General features: G+C 63.5%; 17 protein-coding genes. 12 read left to right on the top strand and 5 right to left on the bottom strand.

Annotation, left to right across the window (positions count from 1 at the left end):
* Positions 1-74 precede the first annotated feature (74 nt).
* From ACXYMR_RS10740 to flgK, 5 genes are all read right to left on the bottom strand, one after another.
* On the bottom strand, positions 75-779 hold the full coding sequence (locus ACXYMR_RS10740; protein WP_458942859.1) for a hypothetical protein: 705 nt from the start codon (positions 777-779) through the stop codon (positions 75-77).
* The gene (locus ACXYMR_RS10735; RefSeq protein ID WP_458942858.1) at positions 769-1,305 is read right to left on the bottom strand and encodes a Panacea domain-containing protein; all 537 of its coding nucleotides are present in this window, start codon (positions 1,303-1,305) and stop codon (positions 769-771) included. The genes ACXYMR_RS10740 and ACXYMR_RS10735 overlap by 11 nt, the downstream gene beginning before the upstream one ends.
* A gap of 76 nt (positions 1,306-1,381) precedes the next feature.
* On the bottom strand, positions 1,382-2,599 hold the full coding sequence (mnmA, locus tag ACXYMR_RS10730; RefSeq protein WP_458942857.1) for a tRNA 2-thiouridine(34) synthase MnmA: 1,218 nt from the start codon (positions 2,597-2,599) through the stop codon (positions 1,382-1,384).
* Positions 2,600-2,655: 56 nt separating this feature from the next.
* Positions 2,656-3,570, bottom strand: a complete 915-nt coding sequence (locus ACXYMR_RS10725; protein ID WP_458942856.1) for a flagellin — start codon at positions 3,568-3,570, stop codon at positions 2,656-2,658.
* Positions 3,571-3,581: 11 nt separating this feature from the next.
* Positions 3,582-5,723 (bottom strand): flagellar hook-associated protein FlgK, encoded by a 2,142-nt coding sequence (gene flgK / locus ACXYMR_RS10720; RefSeq protein WP_458942855.1) that lies wholly within the window; start codon positions 5,721-5,723, stop codon positions 3,582-3,584.
* 1,888 nt (positions 5,724-7,611) lie between these two features.
* Here flgK and ACXYMR_RS10715 point away from each other — a divergent pair.
* The 12 genes from ACXYMR_RS10715 (at position 7,612) to ACXYMR_RS10660 (ending at position 20,238) form a co-directional block, all read left to right on the top strand.
* Entirely contained in the window at positions 7,612-8,301 is a 690-nt protein-coding gene (locus ACXYMR_RS10715; RefSeq protein ID WP_458942854.1) for a flagellar hook-length control protein FliK, read from the top strand.
* 13 nt (positions 8,302-8,314) lie between these two features.
* Positions 8,315-8,983 carry a flagellar hook assembly protein FlgD gene (locus ACXYMR_RS10710; RefSeq protein WP_458942853.1) on the top strand — a complete coding sequence of 223 codons (669 nt, stop codon included), beginning with the start codon at positions 8,315-8,317 and terminating at the stop codon, positions 8,981-8,983.
* A 99-nt stretch (positions 8,984-9,082) separates the two neighbouring features.
* The gene (locus tag ACXYMR_RS10705) at positions 9,083-10,468 is read left to right on the top strand and encodes a flagellar hook-basal body complex protein (protein WP_458942852.1); all 1,386 of its coding nucleotides are present in this window, start codon (positions 9,083-9,085) and stop codon (positions 10,466-10,468) included.
* A gap of 208 nt (positions 10,469-10,676) precedes the next feature.
* The gene (gene sciP, locus ACXYMR_RS10700; protein ID WP_458942851.1) at positions 10,677-10,946 is read left to right on the top strand and encodes a CtrA inhibitor SciP; all 270 of its coding nucleotides are present in this window, start codon (positions 10,677-10,679) and stop codon (positions 10,944-10,946) included.
* A 206-nt stretch (positions 10,947-11,152) separates the two neighbouring features.
* The gene (fliF, locus tag ACXYMR_RS10695; protein ID WP_458942850.1) at positions 11,153-12,796 is read left to right on the top strand and encodes a flagellar basal-body MS-ring/collar protein FliF; all 1,644 of its coding nucleotides are present in this window, start codon (positions 11,153-11,155) and stop codon (positions 12,794-12,796) included.
* 8 nt (positions 12,797-12,804) lie between these two features.
* On the top strand, positions 12,805-13,827 hold the full coding sequence (fliG, locus tag ACXYMR_RS10690) for a flagellar motor switch protein FliG (RefSeq protein ID WP_458942849.1): 1,023 nt from the start codon (positions 12,805-12,807) through the stop codon (positions 13,825-13,827).
* Between the two features lie 14 nt (positions 13,828-13,841).
* Positions 13,842-14,489 (top strand): FliH/SctL family protein, encoded by a 648-nt coding sequence (locus ACXYMR_RS10685; RefSeq protein ID WP_458942848.1) that lies wholly within the window; start codon positions 13,842-13,844, stop codon positions 14,487-14,489.
* 101 nt (positions 14,490-14,590) lie between these two features.
* Entirely contained in the window at positions 14,591-14,863 is a 273-nt protein-coding gene (gene fliN / locus ACXYMR_RS10680; RefSeq protein ID WP_458942913.1) for a flagellar motor switch protein FliN, read from the top strand.
* A 30-nt stretch (positions 14,864-14,893) separates the two neighbouring features.
* Positions 14,894-16,270 (top strand): sigma-54-dependent transcriptional regulator FlbD, encoded by a 1,377-nt coding sequence (flbD, locus tag ACXYMR_RS10675; protein WP_458942847.1) that lies wholly within the window; start codon positions 14,894-14,896, stop codon positions 16,268-16,270.
* A gap of 107 nt (positions 16,271-16,377) precedes the next feature.
* On the top strand, positions 16,378-18,414 hold the full coding sequence (flhA, locus tag ACXYMR_RS10670) for a flagellar biosynthesis protein FlhA (RefSeq protein WP_458942912.1): 2,037 nt from the start codon (positions 16,378-16,380) through the stop codon (positions 18,412-18,414).
* Between the two features lie 31 nt (positions 18,415-18,445).
* The gene (locus tag ACXYMR_RS10665) at positions 18,446-19,441 is read left to right on the top strand and encodes a flagellar biosynthesis protein FlhF (protein ID WP_458942846.1); all 996 of its coding nucleotides are present in this window, start codon (positions 18,446-18,448) and stop codon (positions 19,439-19,441) included.
* A complete protein-coding gene (locus ACXYMR_RS10660; protein ID WP_458942845.1) occupies positions 19,438-20,238 on the top strand; it encodes a nucleotide-binding protein in 801 nt (266 codons plus the stop codon). The genes ACXYMR_RS10665 and ACXYMR_RS10660 overlap by 4 nt, the downstream gene beginning before the upstream one ends.
* The last annotated feature ends 12 nt before the right edge of the window (positions 20,239-20,250 follow it).

The raw sequence follows: 20,250 nt of genomic DNA, 5'->3' as shown, positions 1-20,250 counted from the left end.
GGTGTCAGCTGGATAGGCTATTCACTCGCAGTGAGACCGCCCGCCGAGCGGGGAACAACAGGGTCCAAAGAGCGCTAATCAAAGAGGCCAGGCTGGTCATCAGGCGGGCGTTTGGGGGTCCACTTGGGCTTAGGCATGGACCGAAGAATTTCAATCGCCTGCTCCAAATTTTGCGCAACCTCCGCCATGACTTGATCAGACAAAAGCTCAGCAGTCGATTCGTCCCGCACCCGCAACTCACGGGTGGTTCGCTGACTATCCGTCGCGGACATCTCTAGCCAGTGGAACCCGTCTACGTCCGGATCGACTGCGATTACTGCCTTGTGGATGACTGTCGCCCAAAATCTAAACTGAAAAGGTGACAGCGTTTTGGTCTTCCAGTGCTGAGGCCAAATCAACCGACACCGTCCATCCACGCTAGCTAAACCTAACGGTTTAACTGGGATCACCAAAGTGGGAGTAGCGTGGTAATAGAGCTCACTCTTCCAAGGCCTAAACCACTTAATACGGCTCTCATTACGGTACTGGTCCGCCAACGGAATTATCTCCGTTGCGGCCTTTCGCAGGTCATCCCGCTTCTCCAGCATTGCCTGGTTCAACGCGTTCTCCACGGACTGGCCAGACAATATAAAACTAACGTAGTTTCGGGCACCGAATGTCTTCGGAAGAAAGCGCGGATCAACGCTCGCGATATTCTTCGCTATAACTTCAGCTGATTGGCCAACGTGCGCTGCAAGGTGTTGAAGGGAGGGGGACTTCTTTATTGATTCAGTGGACATATCTTCCTCGTGAAGGGCTTTCCGAAGCCAAAGAATTTCCCCCTAAATTCCCTGTAAACGTTTCTTTTATAAGGTCGTTTGGTATCGTCATACCAAACTTTCCCTCCGACCTTTCATTCCAGACAACATCCCATGCACCACCTCTTTGGTGGGCGACCGCGTACAGCGCCGAAAAAGACATTGCGCCGTACTCAGAAACGATTCGTCTGAGGAAATTATAGTCCAGTTCGAGGTCGTCGTACCGCGCTAAAACGCGCTCACCAGTTTCTTTGCACAAAATTGTTGCGCGCGCTCGAATGCTTTCGCTGCCAAAAGATTTGAACTCGTGGTAGATAACCGGCAATATCGGGCCGTGCTGCCAAGCCTCAAATGTTAGCTTAAACAATGGCTTATCATTGAACGCCAAGCGTTCGGCTTGCGAAAAATAGAGCACCTTATTGAGATGAAAGTTCGACAATCCAAGCCTCATCTCGTCCGCAATGTCGAGAATCACATTCGCAACAGGCCGAGGGTCTAGATTCATCATTTTGTTCTACTTCTGTTCCGATTAAGAGTCAATTCATGAATCGCGATGAGGGCGAACTGCGTCGGTAAATTTCGGTTTAACCGATCAGCCGCACGCCGCCCGTCGTCGCCCGCCCGGCATGGGTCGATGCGATCCAGCCGCCGCCCAGCACCCGGTCCTCGTCGTCCGGTGAATAGAAAACGCACGCCTGACCCGGCGCCACACCTTCTTCGCCCTCGCCGAGCACCACGCCGACCCGGTCACCATCGACCGACAGCGCCGCCGGCACAGGCGGCCGCGTCGAGCGGACCTTGACGCGCACGGGGGTGCCGTCGGCCATGGCGTCCGATCCGAGCCAGTTGATATCCTTGAGACCGATCGCCTCGATAGTCAGGGCTTCGCGGGGCCCGACGACGACCTGCGCCTGTTCGGCGTCGAGGCGCACCACGTAAAGCGGCTCACCGGTGGCGATGCCGAGGCCGCGGCGCTGGCCGACCGTGTACCGGATGACCCCGTCATGGGTGCCCATGACCCGGCCGTCGACATGCACAATCTCGCCCGGCCTGGAGGCGCCTGGACGGACTTTCTCGACGATGTCGACATAGCGGCCCTGGGGCACGAAACAGATGTCCTGGCTGTCCGGCTTGTCGGCCACGATGAGACCAAAGGCCTCGGCCAGCTGGCGTGTCTGGTCCTTGTTGAGATGGCCCAGGGGGAAGCGCAGGAAGTCGAGCTGTTCGTGCGTCGTGGCGAACAGGAAGTAGGACTGGTCCTTGCCGTGGTCGGCGGCGCGGTGCAGTTCCGCACCGTGCGGGCCCATGACGCGCTGGATGTAATGGCCGGTGGCCATGCAGACGGCGCCGAGCTCGCGGGCCGTCTGCAACAGGTCGGCGAACTTGACCGTCTGGTTACAGCGAACGCAGGGGATCGGGGTGGCGCCGGCCAGATAAGTGTCGGCGAATTCCTCGATCACCGCTTCGCGGAAGCGGCTCTCGTAATCCAGCACGTAGTGTGGGAAGCCGCACTCCTCGGCGACGCGCTTGGCGTCATAGATGTCCTGCCCGGCACAGCAGGCGCCCTTCTTCTGGATCGCTGCGCCGTGGTCGTAGAGCTGCAGCGTCACGCCGACCACGTCGTAGCCGACGCGGTGCAGCAGCGCCGCGGTCACCGAACTGTCGACCCCGCCGGACATCGCCACCACCACACGGTGGTCGCCCGGTTGGCCGCCCAGCCCCAGCGGATCACCCGCCAGGCCAAACTCTTCAAGGAATTGATCGGCACGCGCCAAGGCGCGGCCGGCATGATCGGTCGTCATCGTATCGCCTCCAGCGGGGTCAAGGCCCGCAGCAAACGGTTATCGTTGGCGGCTGTTTAGCGCAGGAAGGGCAGAAGGGAAACCTGGCTCAGCGTCGAGAAGGTCTTGGCCGAGACGTCGAGCGCGGTCTGGGCCTGCTGGAAGCGCGTGGCCGCTTCGGCCATGTCGACGTCTTCCATCTCACCGAGAAGGCGTTCCAGAAAACTCTGGCGGTCGGCATGACCCTTCTCGATGTTTTCCACTTGCGACAGCTTGGCACCGTTCTCGGCGACCCGCGCATTCACATTGTCGAGCGTGGTCACGATGGACTGGATCTCGGCCGTGATGAAAGCCTCCTGAGCCGCCGTCATCGGGGTGGCGAACGGGCCATTGACGCCGGCATCATAGTCCGCAATGCGCTTGAAAGCCGCCATCACCTCACCGCCCACATCCTCGGCCAGCATGCCGACTTCCAGGGTCAGATTCTGATCGAGCTGGACCTGCGGCTTGCGATCATTATTGGCGAAGGCATCGGCAGCCGAACCCAACGGGATCAGCTGGTCGAGCGTGGTGACCGTCACCGGGACGGCGTCGCTACGCGTCCCTGCAAAGATGTAGGAGCCGGCATGGCTGGTGTTCAGGCCCGCGGTGACATTCCCGAACGCCTCACGCACCTGGTGCATGACGAAGTCACCCTGCTTGCTGGTCAGCGCGGCGCGGAGGTCGGCCGTGGCCGAGCTGACGCGTTCCAGGGCCAGGTCCTGGGCCTCGAGACGAGAGACGGTCCGGATGGCGGCTTCCTCGTAGGATTTCGATCGCTCAAACGCCGCCCGTGTTGCCGAGATGGTCTCTGCCTTGTAGCCGATGCCCTTCAGACCCTGCGCCTTCTTGCCCGTCGTCAGCTGTTGCTGGGCGTCAAACAAGTCACGCTGGGCCCGCATCAGGTCCATCAGGGCGGACTGGTTGGCGGCAGAGGTAGAAATTCGGGTCATGGGCGAAACTCCTAGATTATGCCCATCAGGGTGTCGGTCATTTCCTTGGCCGCCTGCAGCATGCGGGCGGAGGCGTTATAGGACTGCTGGAAGACCGTCATGTTGGCGAGTTCCTCGTCGAGGTTCACACCTTCGACATCGGAGCGTTTTTGCGCCGCGGTAGCGCGCAGCACATTCATCGAATTGGCCTCGCTTTCGGCACGCGCGGCGCGAGAACCGATGGTTCCGGCAAGACGCGCTGCGAAGTCCTGGATGCTGGAAGACGTGGCCCCGAAAGTGCCAGCTGCATCGAAATTCCGCGTCTGGGACTGAGCCGCCTGCAAGGCGATCCCGCCCCGGTTGTCGCCGGCAGACAACACGATATCGCCCGGCACGGTTCCGGCATCAAGATCGAGTTGACCCAGCGCAAGGCGGGACGAGTTCTGGCGGATCGTCGGGTCAACCGCGAAAATCTCCGAACGCGCGGCTTTGGCTTCCAGGCCGATACCGAACTGGTTGGAGAAGGACATGCCGGAACCCGTCCGGCTGGTGCTGTCCATGGTCAGTTCAAGCCTGAAATTCTCATATCCGGGATTGGCCGTGTAATCGAGCTGGCCCTGGCTATCAAAGGCGAAGGTGACGTACCGGCCCAGCCCGGTCGTCGGGTTGTTGAGCGCCGTTACAATGTCGTTGAAGCTGCCCCCGGCCGTCATGGTGACGCTGGCCGTTCCGGCGGACTTGCCGTCCACAGTGGCAATCGAGAACTCAAGTTGGGTCCCGGTCGCGTAGCCGTGCCCCTCGGCACCGGTCAGACCGGTTTCGAAGAAACTCGGGCGCTCCGAACGCACCAAGTCGTTGAGGCCAAAGAAATGCGCGAAACCGCGACCGGCGCGCTCACTGGGATTGGCCGCATCCTGGACCACTGCGACGCCATTGCCCACGCCGCTGGCCGACAGGGTCAGCGTGCCCGTGGCAAAACTGGCAGAACCAACGCCTGCAAGCGCAGTGTTGATGGCGGTCGTCAGGCTGTCCACCGTTGTCCCGATGGGAGCAGCGGCGCCGCCGTCAACGGATAACGTGCCGGCATCGAAATCAATATCGACACGCCGCACCATGGTGCCATCGCTGCCGGCCACGGCCAGGCTGGTGGCGCCGGTGAAATTGTGGGTGTCGGTGCCGACAAGGCCGGTATTGCGACCGGTGAGGCTGGGCGGCGGCGGGTAGGAGGTCGCGTTGTTGTGCGCGGCGTTCAGGGCGTCGGCGATACCGGCCGTCATCTCGGCCAGCTCTTCCGCCATCTGCGGCAGATCCGTGTCGCGCAATTGCAGCAAGCCGCGCAGTTCGCCGCCCTGAATGTGGGCGTCCAGTTCCTGCGGTGCGCTACCATTGGGCGGCGAAGCGTAGATCTTGCCGTAATTCATCGCGTAAGCGCCGGTGCCCGCCTGCTGGTAGGACAAGGTCACCGGAAAGTTGTCGAGAAGCAGGACGCCATCCGTGGTCCGCAGGATGACGCGGCCGTCAGCCTGGGCATCTGCGCGGACGTCGATAAAGCCTGAAAGCTCGTCGAGCAGTTCCGACTGCCGGTTGGCCGCTCCGGACGTGTCTCCACCGGTGGATGACAGGCTCTGCACACTGCCGTTGAGTTCGTAGATTTCGTTGAGGATCTCGTTGGCACGCTGCAGCGTGGAATTGATCTTGGCGTCGGTTTCCTGGCGCTGATTGCGGATCTCGGTCGACAGACGGGCGGATTCCGCAAACAGCGCGTCAAGATTGGCCGCCACTGTCAGTCGGGACACGGCCAGGGTCGGATCGACGCTGGCCTGTGCGATCGAGGAAAAGGCGGTATTGAGCCGCGCGAACATGGAGCCGGCATCGTCCAGATTGCCGAATTGCGACTGGATGCGGTCAAGCGCCGTGGCTCGCGCTCCCGCCTGGCCAGCTTCGGTGATGGCGCGAAGGGAAGCGGTCTGCAGGTGGCGGTCGACAACGCGGCTGATGCCAACGACCTGGACGCCCATGGCGACACCGCCGGCGCTGCGAGAGGTTAGACTGGCTTCGGTACGGGCATAGCCCGGCGTGTTGACGTTGGCGACGTTGTTCGACGCTGCCCGGAGGCCGGCCTGGCTGGCCTGCAATCCGCTCAAGGCATTCCCGAGAATTCCGCTCAGTGACATGTTTCACTCCCGGCACGGCTGCTGACAACAGGCGCAACCCGGCGGTTTCTGCCGGTAAAGCGGCAAGCCTTGCCGGGTAGAACAGACATGGACTGCCCGCTGCACCGACCTTGCATTCCGCTATAAGTGATTGCCTGAGTTTGCATTTTCCTTGTGCCTTCAGATTTTTTCGTGACGCGAAGTGAGCGCCCGTCGCCGTAGACGTCGCAAGCCGGGGGCCAAGTTGGCCAGGGCGCTCCCGGATCGTCACCACGCCGCGATCCCGCGCGCGCACGTGGGAGCGCGCAGGGACGCGCGGTGGAAATCGCCGCCGTCCGAACACGACACCCCGGGTGCCCACCCTGTGCTGCCCGCCCGGCACAGGGCGGCAGCTTCCGCCGGGTGCCGGGCAGTTTTCTCCCACCCAATGCGGGTCCAGCATAAGTTACCGGATAATTAATGTTGAAAATCAACTATTTGAAAGATTCTGCTAATGGCACACGCCTTGCCTCTGTGAGGACGAAGCCGTGGCGCGAGATCCGTGTCACCCCAGCCAAGGCGGTCGGAAATGCAAGCAGGCCCAACCATTGCCAGTCTCCTGAATGGCACGAGCCAGGCGTCGAGCCCGGCAAGCAGTGCCGGACTGTCCAGTGGGGCGGTCACGGACACGACAGCGGCCAGCACCCCGTTTGCGGTTCTCCTGTCGCAAGCGAGCGCACCGGTCCAAGCCGTGGCCGCAGTGCAGCCGCGTACAGGCGATGCCAAGCCTGCCACCTCCGCCGGAGCGCTGCTGTCGGAAACGGCAGCGGCCCCCGTCCCGGCCACGGGCGCACCGATGGGCGGCGAAGGTATGCCGGAAGACCTGCTGGCCGGGATGCCGGAGCAATTCGGCAGCGCTGAAGGCATCGCGCCAGCTCCGACCGCAAACCCGACACTGCCTCGCGACGTCTTTGCTACAACGGCCCTGATGACCGGCACTGCGATCGCGCCGGCCGTGAAACCAGCCGAAAAAACCGATCTGGGCGCCACCAAACCGCTGACCAGCCAACCGGCCGCGCCGCAGCCGCAGGTCCCCGCCACACCTACCGGCGCCAACGCACCCGTGGCCCCCACCAGCAGTGGAGCGCCCCAGGAGGCTCTGGCCAAGGGCGGTCAGGTCCCAACACCCGCAGTAACAAGCCCGGTCTCAACAACACCAGCCCCCGCCGCCTCGGCGCAGCCATTGGCCGGTGCCCCCGCCGTGGCAAACGCGACGGCTGCGAACATTGAATCCGCTTCAGATGGCCCGCTCGCCCCGACGAGGCCGCATCCTGCCGCGTCCGCAGATCCGTTAGCCCAGACGGCTCCGGCAGCTCGCGCACAAAGCGGGAATGGTCCGTCGCCCGACCTGAAGGCACCGCTCACCGGCATCCAGGAGCCCGGAATGCCAAAGGCACAGGGCGGAACAGTGGCGGCCGGTCAGACGCCGAACACCCCGCCCCCGGCTAGTACGGTCGGCCAAACTGCCCAGCCAGCCCAGCCAGCCCAGACAGCCCAGACAGCCCCAGTGGTGCAGTCAGCACCGGTTCCGGGGCGGACACAGGACAATTCCGGCTCCGCAACGGCCAGCCGGCACACGCCTGGCGCCCTTGCAAGCGCCACTGCCGCTGCCAAGTCACAGGTTTCCAAGACGTCTCAAGCGAGCAATCCGGCCAATGGCGGGGGGACGCCGGCTCAGGCAGCGGGACCGATGGCTGGCGCCAGCGAACGAGTATCCCAACCGGTTCCCAGCCACGACGTTCAGCCTGAAACACGCGCCATTCTACAGCCGAGATCCGGACTGACAGGAGGCACGACGGCTCAAGCCGCCTTTGGCTCGGGACAGGGCAACACATCGAGCACCGGAGCATCGTCCTCGACTGCACCGGTAATGGCCACATCAACCGCCGCGGTGCCTGTCCAGGGCGCTGGCACTGATGCCACCCTGCCGAACGCAGGACCCACGCTCGCCCAGCAGGGCGCGCCGGGTGTGGCCCAGACTGCCATGGGTGAACTGCCTGCCGACATGTCCGCAATGGATACCGCAGAGGGCGACATCGGACTTGAGGCCGAGATGCAGGGCACACGTCTGGACGGTCGCGGCGCAAGCGCTGACCGCACCGGCGCCACCCTGCCCCGCTTTGCCGCCCACACAGCGCCTCAGCTCGCCGGCCAGATCTCCCGGCAGTTCCAGCAGGGCAACAAGGTCTTTGACATCCGCCTTGACCCGGCCGAGCTGGGCAAGGTCGATGTCCGGCTCGAACTGCGCGCCGACAATCGCGTGCACGCCGTTCTGACGGCGGAGCGCCCGGAAACCCTGGTCGAACTCCAGCGCACGGCACGAGACCTCGAACGCGCCCTCCAGGATGCCGGCCTCGACCTCGCCGAGGACGGGCTGGAATTCGAAATGGGCGACTTCGGCGACGACACGGCCCAGCAGGGCGACGAAAATGGTGACAGCCTGCCGATCTTCACGAGCTCCACACCTGCCGTGGAAGACGAGAAGCGCGGCGTGGTCGAAACCCGAGACACATACGGTTTCCTGATCAGTCGACGCGATGGCGTTGACGTCCGGATCTAGGAGGACACACACGATGACAGACGCCATTTCCTCAATCGGCAATTCCAGTCCGGCGCTCGATAATTCGCGCACCGGCCTGGCCGACAATTTCGAGATGTTCCTGACCCTGCTGACCCAGCAGATGAAAAACCAGGACCCGCTCAACCCGCTGGATTCCACACAATTCGTGAACCAGCTGGTCGACTTTTCGAGCGTTGAACAGCAGATCGCCCAGAACCAGAACCTGGAAAGCCTGCTTCTCCTCCAGTCCGCATCAGCCCAAGCCTCGTCCGTCGGCTATATCGGCCGCGTGGCAACTGCTGACACGCCCCAGGCGGCGCTGGCCGATGGTCAGGCGTCCTGGCGCTACGAGCTCAGTGATACGGCCACGTCCGTATCCCTCCTTGTCAAGGATGAAACAGGCCGCGTGGTGGCCCGCGAATCCGGGTCCTACAGCGCAGGAAAGCACGACTTTACCTGGGACGGGCTGGACGATAATGGCGCTGCCATGCCGGATGGGGCCTACACTCTGGAGGTCTTGGCCCAGGACAGTGGCGGTGACGCCATCCAGGCCAACATCCAGGCATCCGCGCGTGTCACCGGCGTCGATCTCTCCGGGTCAGAAGTCATCGTCGAGATGGGCAGCCTCCGGGTCCCGCTCTCCTCCATCCTATCCCTGCGAGAACAACCCGAACTCGTTTGAAATGGCAGGCCGACAGCCTGAACCGGACCGCCAGAACGGCAAACCGGTCAACCTCACCAGCAGAACGCTCCCCATAACAAAAATCGCCAGGAGCACATCATGAGTATCAATTCAGCGCTTTTGGCCGGCGCATCCGGCCTCATCTCCAACTCGAGCGCCCTCGCCTCGATCTCGGACAACATCGCCAACGTGAACACGGTCGGCTACAAACGCGCTTCCGCCATCTTTACGCCGTTGTACGACGCGGGCAATTCAGCGACACGCTACGCTGCTGCCGGCGTGAATTCGGTCTCCCGACTGTCGATCGGCGAATCCGGCCTGCTGACGGCTGGTTCCTCGGCCACCGACCTGGCCATTTCCGGCCGCGGCTTCTTCGTGGTCCGCGATGAAGCAGCCGCCACCTCGTCCGACCCGGTCTCATTCACTCGGGCTGGCCGCTTCTCGGCTGACAGCCTCGGCTTCCTGCGCAATGACGCCGGCAAGTACCTTTCGGGTTGGCCGGTGGCATCGGATGGTTCCGTGCCCCAGAACCCCTCCGACCTGAACACCCTCGAGACAATCAATCTCTCCTCGATTGGTGGCGCGGCGGAAGCCACCACCACGATGGGCATCAATGCCAACCTGCAGGCCGGCCAGACAGTCTCTGCAGACGAGGCCACGTACGACCCTACGGTCTCCGGCACCAATATGGCGTCCGGTGCGGTCACGCCGGACTTCCAACGTTCCGTCCCCTTCTATGACAGCCAAGGTGGCGTGCGTTCACTGACGATCTCGCTCCTGAAGAGCTCCAACCCGAACGAGTGGCACGCAGAAGTCCACATGGTTCCGGCGACCGATGTTGCCACCGGCGCCGGACTGGTCGACGGGCAGATGCTCACGGGAACGGTTGCCTTCGACGCCCAGGGCCGCCTCGACCTCGGCAACTCCACGCTGCCGACCCAGATCGACCTCATCGCTGCCAATTCTGTCGCACCCCTCGCTGCCAACGAATTCAAATGGGCAACGGCGACCGGCATCGACGCCCAGTCCATTACCCTGGACTTCGGCTCGCCGAACGCGCCCGGCGGCTTCACGCAATACGACAGCCCGTCGGCACTGTTGTCGACCAATGTGAATGGTTCAGCCTTCGGCAATTTCGCCAGCGTGGACGTCGATGACGAAGGCTTCGTCTTTGCCAAGTTCACCAATGGCATCGTCCGCAAGATCTATCAGATCCCGGTGGCGACCTTCGTCAATCCGGACGGCCTGGAAGCCCAGTCCGGCGGCACCTACACGGTGACCCCGGACTCCGGCGCCTACACGCTGAACCCGCCGAGCCGGGGGACTGCCGGCAGCATTGCGGCTGCGACCCTGGAAAGTTCGAACGTCGACCTGGCAAACGAGTTCACCAGTCTCATCACGACGCAGCGGGCCTATTCGGCCTCGTCGAAGATCATCACCACCGCTGACGAGATGATGGATGAAGCGATCCGCATGAAGCGGTAGACCTTTACCAAGTTAGCGCCGTGAATTGATGGGCCCCGCCGGAACCGGCGGGGCCCATATTTTATGACCGCCCCATGGAGGGTGGGAGGACATTTAGAAGCAGATTTTATCCACAGCCTTAAAGGTAAATTTACCCAGCGGTTTAGGGCCATGTTAAAGGCCGGCGCGTATGGTCACCCTACAAACAAAAAAAGAACGGGGATCGGACATGCAGCCGCGCCTTAAAAAAGAAAATTATGTCATTGGACCGGATGGTAGCCCTCTCACTCTCTCCGACCTGCCCAATCCGAGCACCCAGAGATGGGTTGTAAGGCGCAAGGCAGAAGTCGTGGCGGCGGTGCGTGGAGGCCTTCTCTCACTGGAGGACGCGTGCAAGCGCTATTCCCTGACTGTCGAGGAATTTCTCGGCTGGCAGCGCTCGATCGACAAGCACGGTCTGGCCGGCCTGCGGACCACGCGCCTGCAGCAGTACCGCTAGCGCCCCCGCAAGACCCACTGCGACGGCCTCACCTTCCTGGGGCCAGCGGCGGATTTCAACACAGTTAATATTCATGTGTCCTGCCACGGTCCCCGAGGCGGGATGCATGACGTATGCGCGTCTCTTAAGCTCTCGTTTACGGTCCCGGTAGGAAAATTCTGCCCAGTGCTTCGCTGATTGGAGCGCAAACCAAGGGCAGGATTCTCGTGAACGGGCTGATCGAACAATTCAGAGCATTTGGCGCCGGGCGCCTGGTCGCCATCTTCGGACTGGCCGCCGGCGTTGCTGCGGCACTTGTCTATTTTTCGGGCGCCGTCGGTGGTGGCAGCCAGTCGCTGCTGTATTCGGGGCTCGACCCGGCCGAGGCGGCCTCGACCGCCGAACTGCTGGACCAGGCCAATATCGTCTACGAGATCCGCGAAGGCGGCACCGCCATTTATGTCGAGCGGGACCAAGTGGACGAGGCCAGGGTCCGCGTTGCATCCGGTGGCCCGCTGGCCGGAGCTTCTGTGGGTTATGAGATCTTCGACCGCCAGGACAGCTTTGGACAGACCAGCTTCATCCAGAACCTGAATGCGAAGCGGGCGCTCGAAGGCGAGCTGGCGCGCACCATCCAGTCCCTCGCATTCGTCAACTCGGCCCGCGTGCACCTGAACCTGCCGGAACGCCGCCTGTTCGCCCGTGATCAACAGGCCCCGACCGGCGCGGTGACGATCAGCTCCTCGGGCCGCCTGAACTCCGAACAGATCCGGGTCATCCGCAACATCGTGGCCAGCGGTGCCGGCCTCGAGCCAGGCCACATCTCCCTGGCCGACGATCGTGGCCGCCAACTGGCCAGCGCCACGGACGGCGAGTCCGCCACCAGCGTGGCCATGGATGAACGCCGCTCCGAGATCGAATCCCAGCTGCGCCGGAACATTCTCGATATCGTCGAAGGCGTCGTCGGCGCCGGTGCCGCGCGCGTCCAGGTAACCGCCGAGCTGGATCGCCAGAGCGTCACGCAGAGCTCGGAGACCTACGATCCGGATGGCTCTGTCCTGTTGTCGCGCGACCGCTCCGAGGAGCTGAGCAATGACCAGGACGCGCGCAACAACCGCGTCTCCGCCTCAGAGAACCTGCCCGATGGTGGCGAAGGCGCAACCGAAGGACCGACATCCGCTTCGTCGCGTGAAGTGTCCAATGAGACGGTCAACTACGCCCTGTCGAGCACAACCCGGACTGAAGTCATCGAGGCCGGTGGCATCGAGCGCCTGTCGGTCGCCGTGGCCGTCGACGGCATCCTGGAAACCCAGGAAGACGGCAGCGTCGTGTGGCGCGAGCGCCCGCAGGCCCAGATCGAGCAGATCGAGGCCCTGGTCCGCTCCGCCATGGGCTTTGTCGACGAGCCGGGCGTGCGCCAGGACATGGTCACCGTGCGCCAGATGGAATTCGCCCGCATCGACCCGATGCTGGGAACGCCGGCCGCCAGCGGCATGAGCTTTACAAAGGCCGACCTGATGCGGGCCGCAGAGATCATCGTGCTGTTCATCACAGCCCTGCTGATCATCTTCCTGGTCGCCCGCCCGCTGATCAAGGGCGCCTCGGGTACTGCCATGCCGCAGGGCCTGGCCCTGGCCGGAGCCGGCGCTGGCGCCGGGCCGGCAGGCGGTGGCCCGGTGGCCATGGCGTTGCCCGAGGGCGAGCGCCCGGCCGCGCTTCCGGCCCGCAATACAGAATTCGAGGACTCCATCGACATCGAGAAGATCGATGGCCAGGTGAAGGCGTCCTCGCTGAAGAAAGTCGCCAATATCGTCGAATCCCATCCGGAGGAATCAATCTCGATCCTTCGGTCCTGGCTGCATGAAGGCTGAGCCCGGTCATGGTTGAAAAACGCGCCATCGAAGATCCAACCAAGCTGAACGGCCCGGAGAAGGCTGCCGTGATGCTTCTCGCCCTGGGTGATGAGGGGTCTACCGTCTGGGAACACCTGGACGAAGAAGAGATCCGCGAAGTCTCGCAGGCCATGTCAAATCTGGGCACGGTGACTTCATCGGCGGTCGAAAAGCTGATCGTCGACTTCGTTGGCCAGATGTCCTCGACCGGGTCCCTGATGGGCTCGTTCGAAGCGACCCAGCGGCTCCTCGGCTCGTTCCTGCCCGGGGAGAAGGTCGAGTCGATCATGGAAGAGCTGCGTGGTCCGGCCGGCCGGACCATGTGGGACAAGCTGGGCAATGTGAACGAGGTGGTCCTCGCCAACTACCTGAAGAACGAATATCCGCAGACCGTCGCCGTCGTCTTGTCCAAGGTGAAGTCCGAGCATGCCAGCCGCGTGCTTGCGGCCCTGCCCGAGGACTTCGCGCTCGAAGTCGTCACCCGGATGCTGCGCATGGAACCGGTGCAGCGCGAAATTCTCGATCGCATCGAGGAAACCCTGCGCACCGAGTTCATGTCGAACCTGGCCCGTACCTCGAAGCATGACAGCCACGAGATGATGGCGTCGATCTTCAACAATTTCGACCGCCAGACCGAAAACCGGTTCCTCACCGCGCTCGAGGAGCGCAATCGCGAGAGCGCCGAGAAGATCCGCTCCCTGATGTTCGTGTTCGAGGACCTGTCCAAGCTCGATCCGGGCGGCATCCAGACCCTGATGCGCTCGATCGACAAGGACCAGATGGGTCTGGCCCTGAAGGGTGCCTCCGACAGTCTGCGGGACCTGTTCTTTTCCAACATGTCAGAACGCGCTGCCAAGATCATGCGCGAGGACATGGCCTCGCTTGGTCCGGTCCGCCTCAAGGATGTCGACCAAGCCCAGCAAACCATCGTTTCTGTTGCCAAGGATCTCGCCGCGCGCGGTGAGATCATGCTGGCTGACGGCGGCGCCGACGATGAACTGATCTACTGAGGATGACGTCCGTGATGACCCCGACCAAGTTCGACTTTGACACCGAATTCGACCACAACGGCGAAATCCTGCGGGAAGGCGAGAGCTACAAGCGCTTCTTCACCCAGGACGATGTCGATGCGGCCCGGATGTGGGGTGTCGAGGAAGGTCGGGAGATGGAGGAAGGCCGCTGCGCCGACAGCCTCCAGGCCATCGCCTCACAGATGCAGCTGATCCTGGCACGGCTGGCACACGAATCCGACGCCCTGCGCCACGAAGCCGCCGGCCTGGCTGTCGCCGCTGCCAAGAAAATCGCCGGCGAAGCCATGCGGGCCTATCCGGTCGACACCATCGAGCAGGTTGCCCTGGAAGCGGTCCAGGACTTGCGCTCCGAGCCGATGCTGTCGGTGCGCTGCAATCCGGAACTGATCGAGATGCTGTCCGAGCGGCTGGAAAAGACTGCCCGCGACATCGGCTTTGACGGTGCCATCCGGGTGCGCGGCGATGACGCCATGGCGTCCGCCGATGTGCGTCTGGAATGGGGTGCCGGTGCAGTCCAGCGCAGCGGTGCAGAGATTGAAGCCCGCCTCGAAGAGGTCGTGGCGCGCTGGCTGGCAACGCCGCCGGAAGAAGAGAATGCCGACAACGAGCCTGGCCAAGCGCCCGGCGTTTCAGCGGCTTAAGGAGGCCCGACATGGGTGACGACAACAATTTCGACCTTCCCGACCTGGATACCGGCGACCAGCTGCCGGCCGAGCAGGCCCCGGCCCGCAAAGGCGAGGCCATGATGGAAGAGGAAGAGAAGAACGCCGCCGACCTGGCGCCGGTGTTTGACGTTCCCGTCAACATCTCGGCTGTCCTCGGCAAGGCGCATATCGATGTCAATTCACTGCTCAAGCTCACGTCCGGCTCGGTCGTCGAACTGGACCGCAAGATCGGTGAGGCCATCGACATCTACGTGAACAACCGCCTCGTCGCACGCGGCGAGGTCGTCGTGGTCGATGACCGGCTCGGCGTGACCATGACGGAAATCATCAAGGACGGGGACTCGGCCTAGAACAGGCCCGGGTAAGGACGGAGACACATCATGCGCATTCTCATAGTCGGCAGTCTCGGCGGCCAATTGCACACGGCGACGAAAATCGCCCTCGATCGCGGCGCGAAAGTGTCTCAGGTGGACACCATCGAGCAGGCCACGGCTCACTTGCGGGCCGGCCGGGGGGCCGATCTGCTCATGGTCGACCTGTCACTCGACGTCCAGGCCCTGATCACCGCCAATGAAGCGGAACGGATTTCCGTCCCGGTCGTGGCTTGCGGCGTCAACGTGCGCCCCGAGATGGCAGCCGCGGCGATCCGCGCGGGTGCCAAGGAATTCATCCCGCTGCCGCCGGACGCCGACCTGATCGCCGCTGTGCTGCAGGCCGTGGCCGACGACGAACGCCCGATGATTGCCCGCGACCCGTCCATGCAGGCCGTCATCGAGCTTGCCGACCGCATCTCCGGGTCGGAAGCCTCCGTGCTGATCACCGGTGAAAGCGGTGCCGGTAAGGAAGTCATGGCCCGCTATGTCCATTCCAAGTCCAAGCGCGCCGCGGCTCCCTTCGTCTCGGTCAACTGCGCCGCAATCCCGGAAAACCTTCTGGAATCCGAACTCTTCGGCCACGAGAAAGGGGCCTTCACCGGCGCCATCGCCCGGCGCGTCGGCAAGTTTGAGGAAGCCGATGGCGGGACCCTGCTGCTCGACGAAATCTCCGAGATGGATGTCCGCCTGCAGGCCAAGCTGCTGCGCGCCATCCAGGAGCGCGAGATCGACCGGGTCGGCGGCACCAAGCCGGTCAAGGTCAACATCCGCATCCTGGCGACCTCCAACCGGGACCTGCGCAAGGCCGTGGCCGAGGGGCAGTTCCGCGAAGACCTGCTGTTCCGCCTGAACGTCGTCAACCTGGCCCTTCCGCCGCTGCGCGAGCGTCCGGCCGACATCATTGCCCTGTCCGAACACTTCGTGCGCAAGTATTCCGAGGCGAACCAGGTCGACGTGCGGCCGATCTCCGAAGCGGCCCGCACCACGCTGCTGACCCGCGAATGGACAGGCAATGTGCGGGAGCTGGAGAATGCCATGCACCGGGCCGTCCTGTTGGCCTCAGGGCGCGAGATCACGCCGGACGCCATCCGCATGCCGGACGGTTCGGCATTCAGTGGTTCTGGTGCCAGCAGCACCATTGCCCGCCAAGCCGCTGACGCGGCGCAATCCGTCCAGGCCGAGATGATCGGCCGCACGGTCGCGGAAGTGGAGCAGGACCTGATCCTCAACACCCTTGACCATTGCCTCGGCAACCGGACGCACGCCGCCAACATCCTCGGCATTTCGATCCGGACGCTGCGCAACAAGCTCAAGCTCTATTCAGACCAGGGCGTCGACATCCCGGCACCGAACCAGACCGTCTCCAGCATCTCCGCAGCCTGATCGGATAGACCGTGGCCAATTCAGCAGCCGACACGACACCTGCCGCCAGCAGCGGCGGATTTGATCCCCGCGCCTTCCTGAACCGCGTCCTGCGCGGCGATGTCGCGATGGGCGTGGGCATTCTTGCCATCCTGGTGATGTTGCTGCTGCCGATGCCCAGCATCCTGCTGGACTTCTCGCTGTCGATCTCGATCTCGCTGTCCGTGCTGGTCCTGATGACCGCGCTTTTCATCAAGAAACCGCTGGAGTTCTCCGCCTTTCCGGCGGTTCTGCTGATCACCACCCTGCTCCGCCTCGGCCTCAACATCGCCTCGACCCGCCTGATCCTGTCGCGCGGGCACGAGGGCACTGACGCTGCAGGCGAAGTGATCGAGGCCTTCGGCGCCTTTGTCATGCAGGGCAATGTCGTCATCGGTGTCATCGTGTTCTCGATCCTGGTGATCGTGAACTTCGTGGTCATCACCAAGGGCTCCGGCCGGATCGCGGAAGTCGCGGCGCGCTTTACCCTCGATGCCATGCCCGGAAAGCAGATGGCGATCGACGCCGACCTGTCGTCCGGCCTGATCACCGAGGACGAAGCCCGCCGTCGGCGCAAGGAGCTGGAAGGCGAGAGCAACTTCTTCGGTGCCATGGATGGTGCGTCCAAGTTCGTGCGTGGCGACGCCATGGCCGGACTGATGATCACCGGCATCAACCTGGTGGGCGGCATTGTTATCGGTGTCGTTCAGTCGGGCATGTCTTTCCCCGATGCCGCGAACGCCTACTCCACACTGACCATCGGCGACGGTCTGGTGTCGCAAATCCCCGCCCTCATCATCTCCGTCGGTGCCGGTCTGCTGGTGTCGAAGGCCGGCGTTGACGGCGAGGCCGACAAGGCGGTGTTCGGCCAGTTGACGGCAAACCCGCAGGGCCTCGGCCTGGTGTCCGGCGTCTGCCTCATGGTCGGCCTGCTGCCGGGCATGCCCTTCCTGCCGTTTGCACTGATGGCTGGTGGAACGGGCGCCCTGGCCTGGTTCAACCGTGACATTGCCGAACGCAAGGCCCTGGAGGAGGCAAATGCCGAAGCCGAGAAACTGGCGGAGGAAACTGAAGCAAGCACGCCCAAAGAAGCCCCGATCGAGGACAGCCTCGCCATAGACGAGCTGAAGATCGAGCTCGGCTACGGCCTGCTGCCGCTGATCAATGATGTCGACGGCCGCAAGCTCACGGACCAGATCCGCGCCCTGCGCCGGTCACTGGCCGAGGAAATGGGTTTCGTGACGCCGGCCGTGCGCATCGTCGACAACATGGTTCTGGGCAACGAGGAATACGCCATCCGCATCAAGGAGCTCGAGGCCGGACGCGGCTCGCTCAAGCTGCACAAGCTCCTGGTCATGGATCCCAGTGGCATGCAGATCGACATGCCCGGCGACCACGTGAAGGAGCCGACTTTCGGCCTGCCCGCCACCTGGATCGAGGAAGGCATGCGCGAAGAAGCCTCGTTCCGCGGCTACACGATTGTCGAGCCGGCCGCCGTCCTGGTCACCCACATGACCGAGCTGCTGCGCGACAACATGGCCGACCTGCTGTCCTATGCCGAGGTCGAGAAGCTGATCGAGAAGCTCTCGAAGGAACACAAGAAGCTGGTCGACGACATTGCCCCGGCCCAGATCACCCGCGCCGGTATTCAGCGCGTCCTGCAGAGCCTGATCCGCGAACGCATTTCCATCCGCGACCTGCCGACCATTCTGGAGGGCATTGCCGAGGCCAGTGCCACCACGCAAAACCTCGACGCCATCGTCGAACACGTGCGTACGCGCCTGGCCCGCCAGATCTGCCACGCCAACCGGGCACCGGACGGGAACCTCGCCGTGCTCGCCATGGGACCCCAGTGGGAGCAGGCCTTTATGGAAGCGCTCGTCGGCGAGGGCGATCGGCGCCAGCTGGCCCTCGCCCCGAGCAAGCTGCATGATTTCGTGGCTGCGATCCGTAACGCATTTGAAACCGCCTCAAATCAGGGTCATGTACCGGTCCTGCTGACAAGCCCGCTGATTCGGCCTTATGTGCGCTCGCTCGTCGAACGCTTTCGGCCGCAGACCGTGGTAATGTCGCAGAATGAAATCCATCCGAGTGCACGTCTGAAAACGATGGGCCATGTCGGCTGAACATCCACACCCTGAATTGGCGTGACCCAGAATGCGTCTGAAAACTTTTGCAGCCCCATCCCTGAGCCAGGCCATGGCCGAGGTGCGCCGCGAGATGGGACCGGATGCGGTGATCATCGCCACCTCGGATGCGCCAGATGGCGGGGTTCAGGTCCGCGCCGCTGCTGAAACCAGCTATGTCACCGAACCGTCCGAACCGGTCCGCGAACGGGCCGAACGCCTGTCCGCCGAAGCCGATATCGAGCGCGGCCTGCGTGAGGACAGCGATCTCGACCGGGTCATCCGGGCCCTCGGCTTTCACCGGGCTCCCGGCGCAGCGGCCCAGGCCCTGATCCGGTCGGCGCACGACCTCACCGAGGGACAGGCGGTGGCCCGCCTCGCCCATGCCATAGAGAGCCGCTACACCTTCCAGCCGCTTCCGGCCTTACCCGAACACGCCATCCTGTTTGCCGGAACGCCGGGAGTCGGCAAGACCTCCGCACTGGCCAAGACCGCGGCCCGCGCAATCACGGCGGGTGCGGTTCCGACCCTGATTTCCTGCGACGGTGAACGCGCCGGTGCGGACGACCGGCTTCATGCTCTGGCCAAGCGCATGGGCGCCGGCTTCCACGCCATCGACGATCCGCGTGAAATGGCCGACATCATTGAAGAGCTGACCGGTCCGGTCCTGATCGACAGCCCCGCGGTCAATCCATTCGAACTCGACGATCTGGACATGACGCTGGCGTTTGCCGACAGCGCCGGGGCCGAGATCATCTATGTGTTCGACGCCGGCCTGACGCCGGAAGATGCCGAGGATGCCGCCTCGCTCTTCGCCTCCATCGGGGCGAGCCGGTGCATCCCGGTCAAGCTCGACTGCGCGCGCCGGCTCGGCGCATTGCTCGGCGTGGGCGAGACCGGTCTGGCCTTTGCCCAGATTTCATCCACTCCCTTCATCGGAGGCGGCCTGGCGCCGGCGACGCCGTTGCGCATGGCCCGTGTCCTGATCGAGGACCGTGACACACCGTTCGAGGACTCGGACTCATGAAGATCGCATCTGCACCGCAAGACCGCTCGGCCGGCCGCATCCTTGCCATCGCTTCGGGCAAGGGCGGAGTCGGCAAGACAAGCGTGTCGATCGGCATGGCCCGCGCATTCTCGCTCATGGGTGAGCGCGTGCTGCTGATGGACGGCGACCTCGGCATGGCCAATATCGACGTGCAGCTGGGCCTACAGCCGAAATCCGACATTACCAGCGTGCTGAACGGACGGGTGAGTCTCGCCGATGCGGTCTGCCCCGCCATTGGCGGCGCCCAGACCAAGGGCGGGTTCGATGTGATTTCAGGGCGCTCCGGGTCAGGCGCACTCGCCAATCTGTCGGGGCCGGGACTGACCAAGCTGGCAACCGGCGTTGCGGCCCTGTCCCTGTCCTATGACCGCGCCGTGCTTGACCTGGCCGCGGGGGCGGACCGTTCAACGATCCGGCTCGCCCTCACAGCGGACGATGTTGTCATCGTCATCAACGACGAACCGACCTCGCTTACCGACGCCTATGCCTTCGTGAAAACCCTGCGCCTGCATGATGACGGGGCAGCTCCGCTGGTCGTGGTCAACAACGCGCCGGACGACAAGTCAGCGCGTGAAGCCTTCGGGGCTTTCCGCAAGACGTGCGAAGCCTTTCTCAGCTTCACCCCGATCCTGGCGGGCGTGGTGCGTCGTGACCCGGCCGTGCCGGCAGCCATCCGGACCCAGACCTGTGTTTCGGTCAGTGCACCCAAATGTCCGGCCGTGGAAGATTATCGCTCGCTTGCAGGGGTACTCGCGCGGGGCCGCGAAGCAGCCTAGTATCGAGCTGCA

The organism is Maricaulis sp. CAU 1757 (genome assembly GCF_054482675.1).
Note: the sequence above shows the minus strand (reverse complement) of the source record. Positions and strands in the feature narration are given on the sequence as shown.